The sequence below is a fragment of the Alteromonas sp. 009811495 genome, assembly GCF_028865455.1.
Taxonomy (GTDB): Bacteria; Pseudomonadota; Gammaproteobacteria; order Enterobacterales; family Alteromonadaceae; genus Alteromonas.
Map to the genome: position 1 here is coordinate 279,514 of NZ_CP113972.1, position 15,514 is coordinate 295,027.

At 44.0% G+C, this 15,514-nt stretch carries 11 protein-coding genes; 2 read left to right on the forward strand and 9 right to left on the reverse strand.

The window, feature by feature from the left end; translation table 11 throughout:
* Positions 1-39: 39 nt before the first annotated feature.
* Together OZ660_RS01245 and yjgA are read right to left on the reverse strand one after the other, a co-directional pair.
* Positions 40-2,328, reverse strand: coding sequence for an ATP-binding protein (locus OZ660_RS01245; protein WP_274742295.1), 2,289 nt, complete (start codon positions 2,326-2,328; stop codon positions 40-42).
* Between the two features lie 160 nt (positions 2,329-2,488).
* Positions 2,489-3,046 carry a ribosome biogenesis factor YjgA gene (gene yjgA / locus OZ660_RS01250; protein ID WP_274742296.1) on the reverse strand — a complete coding sequence of 186 codons (558 nt, stop codon included), beginning with the start codon at positions 3,044-3,046 and terminating at the stop codon, positions 2,489-2,491.
* Positions 3,047-3,118: 72 nt separating this feature from the next.
* On the opposite strand from yjgA, the gene pmbA reads away from it, so the two are divergent.
* On the forward strand, positions 3,119-4,450 hold the full coding sequence (gene pmbA / locus OZ660_RS01255) for a metalloprotease PmbA (RefSeq protein WP_274742297.1): 1,332 nt from the start codon (positions 3,119-3,121) through the stop codon (positions 4,448-4,450).
* On the opposite strand, the gene OZ660_RS01260 is transcribed toward pmbA, so the two are convergent.
* Entirely contained in the window at positions 4,447-5,313 is an 867-nt protein-coding gene (locus tag OZ660_RS01260; protein ID WP_274742298.1) for an AraC family transcriptional regulator, read from the reverse strand. The genes pmbA and OZ660_RS01260 overlap by 4 nt on opposite strands.
* Positions 5,314-5,418: 105 nt before the next feature.
* Between OZ660_RS01260 and OZ660_RS01265 the strand changes: the two genes are divergently transcribed.
* A complete protein-coding gene (locus tag OZ660_RS01265; protein ID WP_274742299.1) occupies positions 5,419-8,559 on the forward strand; it encodes a beta-galactosidase in 3,141 nt (1,046 codons plus the stop codon).
* Positions 8,560-8,635: 76 nt separating this feature from the next.
* Here OZ660_RS01265 and arcA read toward each other — a convergent pair whose 3' ends face one another.
* From arcA to OZ660_RS01295, 6 genes are all read right to left on the reverse strand, one after another.
* Positions 8,636-9,343: a two-component system response regulator ArcA gene (gene arcA / locus OZ660_RS01270; protein WP_014996957.1), complete on the reverse strand. Its 708-nt coding sequence runs from the start codon at positions 9,341-9,343 to the stop codon at positions 8,636-8,638.
* Between the two features lie 154 nt (positions 9,344-9,497).
* The gene (locus OZ660_RS01275; protein ID WP_202263242.1) at positions 9,498-11,144 is read right to left on the reverse strand and encodes a sensor histidine kinase; all 1,647 of its coding nucleotides are present in this window, start codon (positions 11,142-11,144) and stop codon (positions 9,498-9,500) included.
* A 161-nt stretch (positions 11,145-11,305) separates the two neighbouring features.
* Positions 11,306-12,724, reverse strand: a complete 1,419-nt coding sequence (gene glgA, locus OZ660_RS01280; RefSeq protein ID WP_274742300.1) for a glycogen synthase GlgA — start codon at positions 12,722-12,724, stop codon at positions 11,306-11,308.
* 158 nt (positions 12,725-12,882) lie between these two features.
* Positions 12,883-13,962, reverse strand: a complete 1,080-nt coding sequence (locus OZ660_RS01285; RefSeq protein ID WP_226434115.1) for a methyltransferase — start codon at positions 13,960-13,962, stop codon at positions 12,883-12,885.
* A complete protein-coding gene (gene trmB / locus OZ660_RS01290) occupies positions 13,962-14,681 on the reverse strand; it encodes a tRNA (guanosine(46)-N7)-methyltransferase TrmB (protein WP_274742301.1) in 720 nt (239 codons plus the stop codon). The genes OZ660_RS01285 and trmB overlap by 1 nt, the downstream gene beginning before the upstream one ends.
* Before the next feature lie 91 nt (positions 14,682-14,772).
* A complete protein-coding gene (locus tag OZ660_RS01295) occupies positions 14,773-15,477 on the reverse strand; it encodes an alpha/beta fold hydrolase (RefSeq protein WP_274742302.1) in 705 nt (234 codons plus the stop codon).
* Positions 15,478-15,514 lie beyond the last annotated feature (37 nt).

Sequence of the window (15,514 nt, forward strand, 5' to 3'; positions counted from 1 at the left end):
ACCGTACTTTGGGCTTACTCTCATTGTAATGCCAAACGCTCACTTGGCAAGTTCACTTAATACAAGGTGTAAATACTTTAAGTTAATGGGCTTGCCTATATGCCCTGTAAAGCCAAGTTTAGTGTAGTATTCGACTTCTTCTTTCATTACATTGGCAGTAAGTGCCCAAATAGGCACGTTGGGGCTAATCTCTTTTATCAACGAAAAGGCTTCAATACCATCCATTACGGGCATTTGAATGTCCATGAGAACTGCGTCAAACGAGTACTTTCTAAAGGCTTCGACTGCAATTTCGCCATTTTTCGCAAAAATCAATTTTGCGTTTGTGTCTTCCAGCATAGAGGCGATGATGGTTTGATTTATATCGTTGTCCTCTGCAACCAAAATTCGTTTACCAGACAGGTCTAACGTTTCATCGTGCACGGGCTGTTGTAGGTTTTCACTCAGCGAAACTTGTTCAAGGGGCAAGCTGACAGTAACAGTAGTGCCTTTGTTTTCAATACTATTTACTTCAATGGTGCCGTCCATTAGGGCAATTAAGCTTACGGTTATGGCCATGCCAAGGCCTGTACCGCCGTATTTTCTTGTCGTTGAAGTATCGGCTTGCGTAAATCGGTCAAATATCCGCTGCTGAGCTTCTGTGCTCATGCCAATGCCCGAGTCGGAAACAGCCATAACAACGACCGTTTTTTCGTCTACATGAAACATATCAAGCGCTATTCTAACACCACCTGTTTCAGTGAACTTAACAGCATTTGATGCTAGGTTGAGCAAAATTTGGCGTACACGTACATAGTCACCTTGCCAACCATCTTCGAAATCTGCGTTTATATCAACGCTAAGGCTGATGCCCTTTTTTTCAACATTAAGGCTTAAGTCTGACACCACATTGTCAACAACTTCACGCATTGAAAAAGGGCGACTTTCTAAGGTGAGTTTATTGGCTTCAATTTTTGAAAAGTCGAGAATATCGTTGATGATGACTAGTAAGGCGTCTGCTGAATAGGTGGCTTTGTAAACTAATTCGCGAGATGCTTGGGGCAGGTCACTCTTTTCTAGAATCTGTAGTATGCCTAGTACGCCATTCATTGGTGTGCGAATTTCGTGACTCATGTTAGACAAAAACTCTGATTTGGCTTTGTTGGCTTGATCTGCATCCACTCTGGCCTTCTGTAACGCCGTATTCGACATCCTCAGCGATTTGAATTGCTCGGCGATAGTATCTGTCATCATATCAATGTGTGTTGCCAAGTTTTGTATGACATCAGTACCAACCTTTCCAGCTTTTACACTGAAATCCCCGTTATCTATGGCATTTACTACGCTGTTAAGATGATTCAGAGGGCGCACCACCTGCATATTAAGCACTAATGCGGTAATGGCCACAAAGAACAGGAGAATGGCGATGGATACGGCGGTTGCCGCGACTAATGCAAAGTCTCCGTTAGAACCCGATAGCGAATAAAGGCTGACGGCATACCATTCTACTTGCTCAATATATTTAAAGGCTGCCAAATATTCATGGTCATTAATGGTGAGAGTGAAAAGGTGAGTGCGTGTATCTCTATTTTTCGCGAAATGCTTGAGCGAGTCGATTACTTCACTTGAAAATACGCCAGACCAGTTTTCATTGGCAAATTGATTGACTGGGTCTTCCCCGTTGTGAGAAGCGCTGACTCTTACAACATTTCTGTCATCTACTATCAGGTTTGTTGTGGTTTGCTCTTGCTGTGAAAGCAGGTAATCATAAACGTCGGTAGCTTTAGCATAAGTACCCACCAGCCCAAGTAACGTTTCATCTTCTCTAACGACATAGTCTAAAAATACGCCGTTCACTTGCGTTTTCGCTTCAAAGCTAGAGTCGATAATGAAGTTTTTGCCTGAATCTATAATTGGGCGGTACCATATTTCGTCTTCTGGAAGTAGTTGATCAGCAATATAATGTCCATCTTGTTGGTTAAACGAGAAACCACTTCTGAAGTCGTCAGACACTAAGAACCAACCAAAGCAATCTACAAGACGGCATACCACTCTGAGCTCATTTATAGCCTGCTCACTCAACGCCTCATCATTCGCATTTCGCATCCATTGCTGATACACCCCTTTTTCCAAACCAATTTCAATGAGCTTTTGGTCTCTATCAAAATACGACAAGGTGCGCTCACTAATTATTTGTACTTGCTGACTCAGGTTCTGTTCTGAGAGGTTCAATCGAGTTGTGTAAACGTAGTCACTGGCAAAGTAATAGGCAATGACATAGACCGTAGTGAAAATGACAAAAATAAGTGAAACAATTCGGGCTGTAAGCGAATTGGAAGGCGGCAGCAACTACGTATTCCTTAAAGAATGTCTCTTTATTTTAAGCGTAGCAGTTATCTGCAAATGTGCGGGGCGCAAAAGAAAAAAATTTAAATTCTTGTGGCTTTAGACAAGGTTCAGTTTAAGAGAAACGGCATACGCTGCAGAATGGCGCATGCCGTCTTGATAATTACTCTTCGTGTACTACGTCTTTTAAATACTGGAATAATTCTCTAAACGCTTTTGGCGGCGCATTTTTTTCACGCTCTTTTTTAATTTGGCGGTGAAATTGACGCAACTTTTGCCTATCTAGCTCAGGGTGAGCTTCAATCAGTTTCTGAATTGCTGGGTCGCCTTGCTCGATAACCGCTTCTCGCGCTTTTTCTAGCGCGTGAAATGCCGCGTTAGCCGCTTGATGCTGATGGGTTATTTTCGCAAGAGCTTCTTCAATTGGCGCGGTATCGCGCTGGCGAAGTACTTTACCGATGAACTGCAATTGTCTGCGGTAGCCATCTTTTTTCTTGTTAACCTTGCGCGCAATAGCAACCGCATCAGCTAATTCCTCGTCCATGGGAATGGTTGCGATGTGCGCATCGGTTAGATTCACTAGGGTTTCACCTAGCTTGTGCAGTTCTTTAGCCTGACGTTTTAGCTCTGATTTACTGACAAAGTCTTCTTCCTCGAACTCATCCGCTTGCGCATCTTCGAAGTAAGGATCTTCAGGCGAATTGTATTTCTGATCACTCATTTCAAACTCATTAGTGTTACACTTTAGCTAAATTGTAACTATCACAGTCGAATTAAGACAGCGAAACTTACTATGCAAATTGAGCAGCAGTTAGCCGACATTCAAAATGTCGTAGATGATGTACTGAAATTAGCCCTTTCAAAAGGGGCAACACAAGCCGAAGCCAGTATGTCTAAAGTACAAGGCATTGCGGTGTCTTCACGTATGCAAGAGGTTGAAAATGTTGAGTTTACCAATGATGGTGGCTTGGGCATTAGCGTGTATGTGGGTAAGCGGAAGGGCAGTGCATCAACAGCGGATTTAAGCAAAGCAGCATTAACATTAGCTGTAGAAAAAGCCGTAGATATTGCGCGCTATACCAGTGAAGATCCTTGCACTGGTTTGGCGGATGCCGAACTTATTGCCACAGAGTTTCCTGATTTAGACCTTTATCACCCTCAGGAATTAGACACGCAAAAGGCCATTGAATTGGCCATTGAGGCCGAAACGGCGGCAATGAACTACGATCCGCGTATCACGAACTCTGACGGCGCCTCGTATAACGCCAACCTTGGTATGCGAGTTTACGGTAATACCCACGGTATTAATGCTGGGTATCCAAGTTCACGCTACTCGCTAAGTTGCATGGTCATTGGTTCGCAAGACAACGATATGCAGCGCGACTACGCCTACACTGTTAATCGTCAGGCACCTTTGCTCAAATCGGCCGCATTGGTTGGTGAAGAAGCCGCCAAAGCAACGGTAGAGCGTTTAGGGGCAAGAAAAATAAACACGGCTAACGTGCCTGTTATTTTACATCGCGATGTAGCGTCAAGTTTGTTTGGGCATTACGTTGGTGCAATAAGTGGTGGTAGCCTCTATCGTCGCTCTAGCTTCTTATTAGATAGTTTAGGCAAGCAAATCTTCCCACAATGGCTCAATATTGAAGAGCGCCCGTTTATTAAGTCTGGCCTTGCAAGCTCAAGCTTCGACAACGAAGGTGTGGCATGCTCTGATATGACTATTGTTGATGCGGGGCAACTTGCTACGTATTTGTACACCACGTATTCGTCGCGAAAACTCAATACTAAATCGAACGGTCACGCTGGTGGTATCCATAATTGGCTTGTAGGAGACACCGGTCATTCTGATCAAGACCTGTTAAGAGAAATGGGTACAGGGCTTCTAGTAACCGAATTGATGGGGCAAGGCGTAAATGGGGTAACCGGTGACTACTCTCGTGGCGCTGCAGGTTTCTGGGTAGAAAACGGTGTTATTCAATACCCTGTACACGAAGTCACAATAGCGGGCAACTTAAAAGACATGTTCAGCGGTATTGTGGCTATTGGTGCTGAAAAAGATGTGCGTGGTAGCGTGCAAACGGGTTCTGTCCTCATTAATCAGATGAAGATAGCTGGAAGTTAATCCACCTTTGTTCTGTATTGTCTAGGAGACATGCCAACTGATTTCTTGAAGCGTTTTGAAAATACAAAGACGTTGGCATAACCCACATAATTTGCAATATAAGACACCGGCCACTGGGTGTTTTTAAGTAAGTTCTTAGCCCTTTGCATACGCAAAAATATCACGTGTTGCATCGGGCTTCTGCCATAAGCTTCTACACACAGCCTATGAAGGTGTGGCGCAGAATAATGTGCTTTTTCACTCAGGCTCTCAACGCTCCATTCAAACTGTAGTTGTTTATCAACATTGGCAAAAAGCGCATTCAGTCGGTTGGTGTGTACCTCTTTTTTCCCCAGAGTGTGAGCGCGAGTATTTCTTTCACTGAATATTTCTGTTTCTATTATCTTTCTAAGATAGCGCGAAACAATTGCCATTGCCGCTTGCCTGTTGGTTTTATCGCGCTCTAAATACAGCAATTCCATAGCGAAATGTAGGCCGTCTAAATTGGCATGTTTCACGACCTTTGCTTGTCTTCTTGGCAGTGCTTTCCACATCGGTGAATCTGCCAAATTAAGCCAAATAATATCCCAGCTATCACTCACAATACTCACTTCAAAGCTTTGTTTAGCAGGCAATACGATCAACTCTCCCGCGTGTAGTTCGAATATGCCTGATGGAGTTCGAAAAACACCACTGCCTTTGAGCGAGTAAAAAAGTGTGTGATTGGGCGGCGCAACACGGCCTACTACATAGTCGCCTGATAAATTTGAGCAACCTGCTAGCTCAATGTGTAAATCGCTAATTTCAGGCGCGTTGCTGTTATCTATGAAGCGCTCTATGCAATATGGGCCTATGTTTACTACATCTGAAAACGAAGGTTGCATAATTGTAAAATGATAGTTTTGGATAAACAGTTGAAAGAATAGAGCATAATGGAATCAATAGAATTTAGCTATATTTCACACTATTGAATTGCAAAAGGACACACTATGACTACCGTCGCGCAAATCGTCTCACAAAACGATTGGCAAAATCCTGTGGTTTTCCAACGTAACCGAGTAAACGCCCATAGCCCTCATAATGGATTTACGTCATTGGAAGATGCGCTTCACAACGTCAACGCACAAAAGCGAAGTTTAAACGGTGAATGGGACTTTCTCCTTTTCGATGCCCCACAATGCGTGACAGAAAGCTTAATTGAAAAGGCGATACCCGACACGGAGTCTGCGTTGTGGCAACGCATCCAAGTGCCGTCAAATTGGCAGCTGCAGGGCTACGACAAGCCCATATACTGCAATGTGAAATATCCTTTTGCGGTAAATCCACCTATGGTGCCCAGTGAAAATCCTACTGGGTGTTATCGCACAACTTTCAGCATGACCAAAGCAGGTTTAGCAAAGCGCAATCATATTGTGTTTGAAGGCGTGAATAGTGCATTTCATTTATGGTGCAACGGCAGCTATGTGGGGTATTCGCAAGATAGTAGGTTGCCAGCGGAATTCGACTTATCTGATTTATTAGTTGAAGGAGAAAACCGTATTGCGGTTATGGTGATACGTTGGTCAGATGGTAGTTACCTTGAAGATCAAGATATGTGGTGGCTAAGCGGCATTTTTCGCGATGTAAACTTGGTCGCTAAACCACATCATCATATTCAAGATGTGTTTGTAACGCCTTCCCTTGATGCATGCTATCGCGATGGTGCGGTTTCAGTTCGTACCGCCATTAAAGCACCTAGTAATTACAAAGTGGGCATTCAACTATTTGATGCGGGCAAGCCGGTAACGGAACAGGTGATAACCGGTACGAATAACAAGCGTATTGATGAGAAAGGCGGGTGGGATGACGTGGTGTTCCAGCACCTAACGGTTAGTGAACCCAAGCATTGGACGGCAGAAACACCGTATCTTTATCGCATCGTGGTATCGTTATTTGATGATAGCGACAACATTGTCGACCTTGAAGCGTACAACATTGGCTTTAGAAATGTACAAATGAAGGATGGTCAGCTCTTAGTCAATGGCAAAGCTATTCTTATTCGCGGTGTGAACCGCCATGAACATCATCAAACCAAAGGGCATGCCATCAATGAAGAGGACATGCTACAAGATATCAAGCTGCTGAAACAGAACAACTTTAACGCAGTACGTACAGCGCATTACCCTAATCATCCTCGCTGGTATGAGTTATGTGACGAATACGGTTTATATGTTGTAGATGAAGCCAATATCGAAACCCACGGTATGTTTCCTATGGGACGTATATCACGTGATCCACTTTGGGCTGGCGCTTATATGGCGCGATTCACACAAATGGTAGAGCGCGATAAAAACCACGCGAGTATCATCATTTGGTCATTGGGTAACGAATGCGGCCACGGCCCTACCCATGATGCTATGTATGGGTGGGCAAAGTCTTTCGATAAGTCACGCGTAGTGCAATACGAAGGTGGTGGTGCTGACACCACAGCCACAGATATTATCGCCCCCATGTATGCACGTGTTGATACTGACGTAAAAGACGATGCTGTACCTAAATGGTCTATCAAAAAGTGGTTGTCGATGCCCGGTGAGCACCGCCCAGTCATATTATGTGAATACGCCCATGCGATGGGTAACAGTTTAGGTAGCTTTGATGAGTACTGGAAAGCCTTTAAAGACTATCCGCGTCTTCAAGGTGGATTTATCTGGGATTGGGTAGATCAAGGCCTGACAAAGCACACTGACGATGGAAAAGCGTATTGGGCGTACGGTGGTGACTTTGGTGATACAGAAAATGACAGGCAGTTTTGTATCAATGGTTTGCTATTTCCTGATAGAACACCACATCCCCATTTGTATGAGGCGAAGTTCTGCCAGCAGCACTTAAGTGTTGAATTGCTTAACCAAAGTGACACGATAGACCTAAAAGTTAGCAGTGACTATTTGTTTAGACAAACTGACAACGAACTAGCACGTTGGCAAATATTGGAAAACGGCAAAGTAATACAAGAGGGTGAGTCTGCGCTTGTTATTGCGCCGCAGTCCAGTACTCGTCTATCCATTACGCCAAACTTTGTTTATGTTGCTGGTGCAATTTATCATCTCAATATTGATGTGGTACTGGTAAACGACTGTGCATGGGCACAGGCCAATCATGTTATGGATACCGCTCAAGTGTCATTGGCTAATAGGGCTGGAATAGTGGCATTCAAGCGTGGAAATGCAGCCGAAACCACAAACGACTTCGCGATTAATGTAAATGATGCTGTTGTAAGCATAGAAACACAGGGCAACAGTTTTAGTTTTAACAGCAAAAGCGGTTTACTAACGTCGTGGTTAAACAACGGCATTGAAACGCTTAGCGCTCCCTTTGAAGATAGTTTCTTTCGTGCGCCATTAGACAATGATATCGGTGTGAGTGAGGTGGATAATCCTGATCCAAACGCATGGGAGTCGCGCTGGCGCCGTGCAGGTATCGGTCAATGGAACCGCATTTGTACCAGTGTTGATGTGCAGCAAGGCGCGGAAGATGTGCGTATAACGTCGTTATTCGAATACCGCTTTGATGAAAAGGTAATGGCAGCAACCAAGTGGATCTATACCATCAACTCAGCGGCACAGCTTACTATTTCAGTCGAGGTTCTACTTGATGATAGTGTTCCACCTATGCCTCGAATTGGCATGCAAGCCGCAGTGCCAGCTGTCTTCGCATATTTAGATAACGGTGTTATTGACGGTGAAAGCGAACACATGCAGGTAAGGTGGCAAGGATTAGGGCCTCATGAAAACTACCCAGATAGACTTGCCAGTGCGCGTTTTGGTGAGTACAAACTAGCGCTTAACGACATGCAAACCCATTATATATTTCCTTCTGATAATGGGCTACGTTGTGACTGTCGAGCGCTTTCAGTTGGCTGCCTCAATGTAACGGGTGACTTTCATTTTAGTGTCAGCGAATATGGCCAAGCCCAGTTAGACAATGCGAAACATACCAGTGACTTGGTTAAGCAAGACTGTGTATTTGTGTATATCGACCATGCACATATGGGCGTGGGCGGCGATGACTCATGGAGCCCAAGTACGCATAAAGCCTTCTTGCTAGAACAGAAGCGTTATACTTATGCTTTAACGTTCAACGCAAAATCTTAAATACGCGCTGCAATAACGCAAAAAAAAGCCGCTACACAGTAGCGGCTTTTCTATTTAATCGGAACGTTGTTGGTAATTAACCGTCAACTTGTCCACAGAAACGGTAACCTTCACCGTGAATAGTAACAATCAACTCTTCATCAGTAGGATCTGACTCGAAGTGCTTACGGATACGACGGATAGTTACGTCTACTGTACGGTCATTCGGGCGAAGCTCGCGGCCTGTCATTTCCATAATAAGTTGTTCACGCGTTAAAATCTTGCCTGGATTACTTAAGAACAAGTGTAGCGCTCTAAACTCACTACGTGGCAAACGGAACTCTTTACCATTTGGTGAGATTAACGAGCGGCTATCGCCGTCTAGTGTCCAGCCATTAAAGCTCACGCGGCTTGGTAAATCGTCATCTTCTGAAGAGTTAGTTGTACGAGACAATAGGTTACGTGCACGGATCGTAAGTTCGCGAGGGTTAAACGGCTTGGTTAAATAGTCGTCAGCACCAATCTCTAGGCCTAAGATACGGTCTACATCATTGTCGCGGCCCGTTAAGAAAATCAAACCTACATTTTTGCGGTCACGTACTTCACGTGCCAAAATTAGGCCATTCTTACCTGGCAAGTTGATGTCCATGATTACCAAATTGATAGCGTGATTTTCGAAGAAATCATGCATCTGATCACCATTTTCAGCTTCAAATACATTGTACCCTTCCGCTTCAAACAAACTTTTAAGCGTGGTACGGGTGACCACTTCATCTTCTACGATTAACACATTTGGCGTCTGCATGGTGTTCTACACTCTTTCTAAAATACGATTTAAGCAACTAACTGGTTAAATTCTAATATTCATGTACTTGATTGCAAGCAACTTGTGAATATTCTTATTGTTAAGGTATTGGGGTTAGCCAATAAATTTCAAGAAAAGTTCATACTTTATACAACTAATCAGATGTCTTGGCATTAGCGACAGGGAAAATAATAACAAATTCCACGCCTTTGCCTTCTTCACTGGTGATAGAGATAGACCCATTTAAAGCCTGTGTCACCAAGTTGTATACCAAATGCATTCCTAAACCTGAGCCACCTTGTCCACGCTTAGTGGTGACAAAGGGGTCAAAGATCCGCTTGCGAATTTCCGGTGAAATACCTTTTCCGTTATCGGTATAAACTAGTTTTAATTTATTACTGCTAACCATTTCGGCGCGAATATCAATCGCACCTTCTTCTATGTTTTCAAAACCGTGAATAACCGAATTCATAATTAGGTTAATCAGGATCTGATTTATCGGGCCAGCCTTCGTTTCAACGCTAAGGGTAGGGTCGCAATCGACGTTGATGTTGTGTTTTAATTTTTTTAGTCGAGGCTGTAATGACAATAGTATCTCATTAACTAGCTGTGCAACGCAAAAACTTCGACTCGACTCCGAGGTTTGATCTACCGCTACTTGCTTAAAGCTAGATATTAATTCGGCTGCGCGGTTTAAGTTTCGATAAATAATATTGAGATTTTCGTTACTCTCATCTAAAAAGCGCTTCATCGCGCTGGCTTTCAATGTTTTATTTTCAAAGTCTTTTTGAATAACAGCCAAGCGGTCGAGCATCATAGTCGATGCAGTAACACCCAAACCAATCGGTGTATTTACCTCGTGGGCAACACCTGCCACCATGTCACCAAGCGACGCCATTTTCTCGTTTTGTACAATTTGGCGTTGGAATTGATGCAGTTTTTCTAGAGTCTGAATGAGCTCTTGGTTCGCGTCTTTCAGTGCCGTAGTTCTATGGTTTACCATATCTTCCAAGCTCGCATTGAGCTTTCTATGCTGCTCTTCGGCTTGCCGTTGCTTTTGCATATATTCTTGCATTCGCAGTAGCATGACATTAACAGCATCGGCGAGTATGTCGAGCTCGTGAATGGCTGAGCCTTCTGCCCTTGCAGAGTAATCTCGCTGGCGTGAAGTGCGTTGAAGAAAACTGGCAATCTCTTCAACTGGCCCCGTTACCACGCGCTGCATACGCACCGCTGAATAGAAGCTTACTCCAAGAAGAACCAATGCCACTATCAGGTTTAACCATATTGACTTGCCAACCAGCTGATTAAAATTGTCTGACGATACTCGTAAGTAAACCCACCCTAGTTGGATATTGGTCTCTTCGTCGAATACTTTGGTACTAAGCTCTAGGTAATGACCAGAGTCTGCCAAGCTAGGGTTTAAAAATAGGGCAGGTAGCTGGTTTTCCTTGCCGCCTAGTAGTAACTGACCTTCGCGGTTATAAGAAGAAAAAATTTCTGGCGCAGCGCCCGAATTGTCTACGCGATAAACATGTGCATTCAATACGTGTTCGGTCGCGCTGAGATTTTTAAGGGCTAGTTCTATACGTTCTGGGGTTTCATCATATAAGTAGCTGGCCGAACTGCGAGCAACAAGTTTGGCTAGCATGATAGCGTTAGATTCTAATTCATGACGGTATGTTTTGATTTGGGTATAGATAGACAAGCCGGAAAGCACGGTAAGCGAGAACGCGGCGATCGACATTACCACCCACAAAAATAGGCTACGAATTGAAAACTTAACTGCCTTTCCCGTCATATTTGTTTTGCGTGTTATCCATTCGCATCTTTATTAAATTAATAGTGGCGCATAATTGCGCAAAAAGAAAGATGCGTATAAACAATAATTAATGTTTCGGCTTGTCTAAATTAAGTTGATAAACAAGCGCGGATCCTCGCTGCCAAAAAGCGCCAGTGTAACTATACGGCCGATTTGTACAATGCTTGGTAGCTCTGTGCTGCTGATTCCCAAGTGAATCGGGTATTCATTCCCCGTATTTGCATGGCTCTAAAGGCCGCAGGGTCTTCGTAAAAGGCTAGCAGGGCACGGCGAATACATGATAACAGTGCACAAGGTGTAGGGTCATCAAACACAAAACCCGTACCATCGGTATGTGAGTGATCAATAACCGTATCTTTGAGGCCACCTACTGAACGTACAATAGGAACCGTGCCGTAGGCTAAACTGTACATTTGATTTAGTCCGCAAGGCTCAAATTGTGAAGGCATTAAGAAAAAGTCAGCGCCCGCTTCAACTAAATGCGCGTGTTCTGAACTAAAGCCATTAATAAAGGCAAACTGAGTAGGATGTTGTTGTGCAAATTCACCTAAATCCATACACACTTTAGGGTCGCCCGTACCTACAATAACCATTTGTAAGTTGTGTTTTACCAACTCATCTAAAATAGGCAGGATATAACCAAAGCCCTTTTGTTCAGTAAGTCGACAAACCATGCCAATAAGCGGCACTGAAGGTTGCTGTGGTAAGTTAGACTTTTCTTGAAGCACGCGCTTACAGGTTGATTTTGGGTGCAAATTTTCAGCGCTGTAGTGCTCAGGTAAGTATTTGTCCGTTTGCGGGTTCCACTGCGTATAATCACAGCCGTTCAAGATGCCACTTAAGTCATTCGTGCGACTGACTAATCGTTCATGTAAGCCGTGGCTACCCAAATCGGTCAATAGTTCTCTCGCATAGTTAGGGCTTACTGTTGTCACCTTACTCGCAAATTCAATCCCACTTTGTAGCATATTGATATAGCCGCCATGCACCTGAGCAAGAATATTTGGGTGGTGACGCAAGAAGGGGATCTCGTCTAGTCTGTGAACCCCTTGAAATGCAGCGTTGTGAATTGTAAAGACCGTTTTAGTATTAGCGTAAAAACCAGATTTATCATGCGCTAACAAGAAAGGCAGCATTGCCGTATGCCAATCGTGGCAATGGATAATATCCGGCTTTTTATCAATCGCTTGTAATGTTTGTAATACCGCGCCACTGAAAAAGCTAAAGCGTTCACCATTGTCATCATAGGCATCGTAGGCATTTGAGTACAAGCCATCTCGCATAAAGTGCTCTGGTGAATCTACAAAATACACAGGGATGTCGTGCCATTGCATGTAGCGAATATCAAACTGATAAACCTGACCTTCGGTAAACAGTGTTTGTTTTTCAGTCACACACGCAAGGTCAAATTGTTCAGCTAGCACTTTGTAGTAGGGCATAACAATACTAACGCTTTCGCCCAATGCGTGAAGTGCCAAAGGAAGTGCCTTGCCTACATCAGCAAGGCCACCTGTTTTAACTAACTCTTCTACTTCTGAAATCGCAAATACAATATTCACAGGTAATCCCCTTAGTGCAATAAGTGCAGAGCACTAGCAAAACCGTGTTAAATCAATCGAAAAGATGCTGGGACGCCACACATGTGAAGCAAAGATGGTGGCGCAATCGCTGTATGCAGATAAGCTAAATTAGCACAAGCATAACCGTTTTTTAACGGCTATGCTGCTTGATATACAGAAAATTGTGAGGTTTGTGCCGTGGTATAAACAGTTTGAAAGTGCTCAGACAATAACCCTGGGTAAGGTAAAAAACGATTAGCGACCATTTGTAATGTGCCTTGTGATGACAAAATTGCTTTAGCATCCGCGATAAAACGCTTTGTAATAGTGTAATCTGTCTTAATACCCGTGTGGAATGGTGGGTTGGTTACAATGTGTTGTACTTTCTGAGTAAACCCATGTAGCCCATCAGCACCATACAAGGTTGCTGCTAATCCGTTTTCTTTGAGCGTTAGCGCGCTACAGTATATAGCAAGGGCACTGACATCGGTTAAATGCAGTTTCAGGTGAGGATATTTCAACATTAAGTAGCTTGCTATTACGCCAGCACCACACGCAAAATCTAATACATTACCACTTAGACTATGCGTTAACTTCTCTAGTAACAACTCAGTACCTGCATCTAACTCTTTGTAGCTAAATACGCCTGGCATCGCGGCCACTTCCCAGTTGGTACCTTCAACGTGATAGTCGTTGAAATGGGTCCAGTCTTTTGGATCGAAAGCTAAATGCGCTTGCTCAACAATAAGTGTGATAAGACTGCAATGACGCGCCGAATCTACTTTCTGTGTCGCCCCGTATTGCTGCATTAATTTAGCAGCACTCTTAATTCCACCTTTATTTTCACCTACAACATGGATACGCCCGTTTTGGCCTACCATTCCTGCTGCCATTCGCAACAACATTTGAAAGTGAGTTTTTGCTTTGGGTAAGAAAAGCATGACATCGGTGTGGGAATTTTCTTGTTTTACAAAAGGCGTAAAAATATGAGTGTGACTGCCAACTTTCTGCACTACCTCAAAACCGTCTTCGGCAATATCTCTGCTGTCGAATGACACCGAAGGAATAACTCTTACGCATTCCGAGAATATATCAAAATATTGATGAATAACGGTTACCGTTTTCGACTTCAATCCATCTAGAAAATAAGCATCTGACGGGTTGATAAAGGCCCACTGACCTTCGTCAAACAAAGTGATATTACGCTCGAGTAGCTGGCTTTGAGGAGATAGAATCATTACTTAGTGCGCTCGTAAATTAGATCCCATACACCATGCCCGAGCTTTTGACCACGCGTTTCGAATTTAGTGATAGGGCGGTACTCAGGTCGCGGAACATAATCGCCTTCTTCAGCAGTATTGGTGTAGCCAGGTGCGTTGTTCATAACTTCGGCCATGTGTTCAGCGTACGCTTCCCAATCAGTGGCCATGTGAAAACAGCCGCCAATAGCAAGCTTGGTGCGAACAAGTTCAGCAAATTCAGATTGCACTATACGGCGCTTGTGGTGGCGTTTTTTATGCCAAGGGTCTGGAAAAAAGAGCTGTAAGCGAGACAAGCTAGCATCTGGGATCATGTTCTTAAGCACTTCTACAGCATCGTGCTCCATCACACGCAAGTTTTCCACGCCTTGATCACCTGCGTCAGATAAACACGCACCAACACCTGGGCGATGAACTTCAATACCGATAAAATCTTTATCCGGTGAAGCGGCTGCCATTTCGACTAATGACTTGCCCATTCCAAAGCCAATTTCAACAACGACAGGTGCAGTGCGACCAAACACATCAGACAAAGATAAAGGCGCGTCAGCATAGTCGATACCCATCGTTGGCCAATAGTCAGCCAGCGCTTTTTCTTGTCCTTTAGTAAGTCGGCCTTCACGCTTTACATAGCTTTTTACCTTACTTACATATACACCGGCGGCTTCTGCTTCCGCCTGACTTTTGAATTGCCTCATTTGCAATGCCTTTCTTACCAAATTTTCTGGTGGCGCATTATCCACTTACCCGCGGCTTATGCAACGGCATAATGGCAAAAATGCTGTATTTTTAATCGCTAATTTGCTTTGCAATAATAGCGGCTAACGCTTCAGTTTGCTCAAGGGGTATCATATGACCTGTATTTTCAAGCGGATGTAATGATGCCCCGGGGATTTGCTGGCAAACGCGCGCAATGGCTTCAGCAGGCGCGATATTGTCTTGCTGGGCAGTGATAAATGCCAAAGGTGCATTAATCTTAGCGAGAATGTCAGTCGTACTCTCTCTAGGTGTAGTGGCATTTGTATGGTTGAGTAAGGTTGTTTTTCCCAAATCTTGGGCCATAGACTTTACAACACCCGCAACATTTTCATCATCGATGCGTGACGGATGAATAAAGCGCGCAAGATAAGCATCGTTGTCGGTCTTAAACTGCCCTTTTTTAAGCATAGCGGTAAGTTGTTGGCGTTTGGCTATTTCTTCTTTGGATAGCCCGTTGGGGTTATAACCAATCAGCGTAAGAGAGGCGACCGATTCTGGGCGTTGTTGAGCAATGAGCGCTGCAATATAGCCACCCATGGAATACCCTATAAGGTGAACCTTTTCGCCTTCTAGTATTCTGTCTTTGCTTAAGGCTAGCATGTCGTCTTTTGATGCTGCCCACTGAAGAGGAACATATCGACGTTGATGAGCAGGCAGAGCATGCCACAATGGCATAAATATGCGTTCATCGCACAAGGTGCCAGGAAAATACAAAACGGGCTTTGATACCGACACGCCGGCTCCTTAACAAAATAGTATTCGCGTACATGCT

What these genes read in the sequence shown, in the direction of transcription:
- yjgA (WP_274742296.1), bottom strand. Translation starts at nt 3,046, where the DNA reads ATGAGTGATCAGAAATACAATTCGCCTGAAGATCCTTACTTCGAAGAT.
- OZ660_RS01265 (WP_274742299.1), top strand. Translation starts at nt 5,419, where the DNA reads ATGACTACCGTCGCGCAAATCGTCTCACAAAACGATTGGCAAAATCCT.
- pmbA (WP_274742297.1), top strand. Translation starts at nt 3,119, where the DNA reads ATGCAAATTGAGCAGCAGTTAGCCGACATTCAAAATGTCGTAGATGAT.
- arcA (WP_014996957.1), bottom strand. Translation starts at nt 9,343, where the DNA reads ATGCAGACGCCAAATGTGTTAATCGTAGAAGATGAAGTGGTCACCCGT.
- OZ660_RS01275 (WP_202263242.1), bottom strand. Translation starts at nt 11,144, where the DNA reads ATGACGGGAAAGGCAGTTAAGTTTTCAATTCGTAGCCTATTTTTGTGG.
- OZ660_RS01285 (WP_226434115.1), bottom strand. Translation starts at nt 13,962, where the DNA reads ATGATTCTATCTCCTCAAAGCCAGCTACTCGAGCGTAATATCACTTTG.
- OZ660_RS01260 (WP_274742298.1), bottom strand. Translation starts at nt 5,313, where the DNA reads ATGCAACCTTCGTTTTCAGATGTAGTAAACATAGGCCCATATTGCATA.
- trmB (WP_274742301.1), bottom strand. Translation starts at nt 14,681, where the DNA reads ATGAGGCAATTCAAAAGTCAGGCGGAAGCAGAAGCCGCCGGTGTATAT.